The 475-nt window shown below is 50.3% G+C and carries 1 protein-coding gene; it reads right to left on the reverse strand.

Annotated features, from left to right (window positions below; genetic code table 11):
- Nucleotides 1-10 precede the first annotated feature (10 nt).
- A partial coding sequence (locus ACUU1M_RS20590; protein ID WP_449144795.1) for a host-nuclease inhibitor Gam family protein occupies nt 11-475 on the reverse strand: 465 nt, incomplete at its 5' end.

Consider the following 475-nt stretch of genomic DNA (forward strand, 5'->3'; position numbering starts at 1 on the left):
CGTCGTGGTATTAAATACCGGCTTCCTGTTCAAACGGAATAATAGAAAAATCTTCAATGCCTGATTTAACTGTAATTCCGGCGACACCTGCGACTGCTTTCGGCTCCAGTAAAATCGCTTCCTTGTTGATTTCCTGTTTCGTGCGAATAAAGCGTTGAAGGCCAAGACGCTCCAGTGTTTCCATCACTGCATCCACACCGCGAATACTTACTGATGGTGGGCGCTGACGCCATGACACATCACCGGTTACCAGGTTTGCCGTCTTCACCTTGCCGCCGTTCGTCAGTTCGTCACGGTTCGCTTCACACCATCCCTGAACGCCTTTTGAAAGGGTTTCGATGCTGGTTTTAAGCGGTGCAATCTGTGAGGCGTCTTTCTCCGTAATCTCAGCGATAGCGTCATTCATTTCCGTTTCAAGTCGTGCTGCTTCGCGTTGCAGGTCCCCAATCCGGCGGATATCACATACCACGGCATC

This window comes from Shigella sp. SIG6 (genome assembly GCF_053555815.1).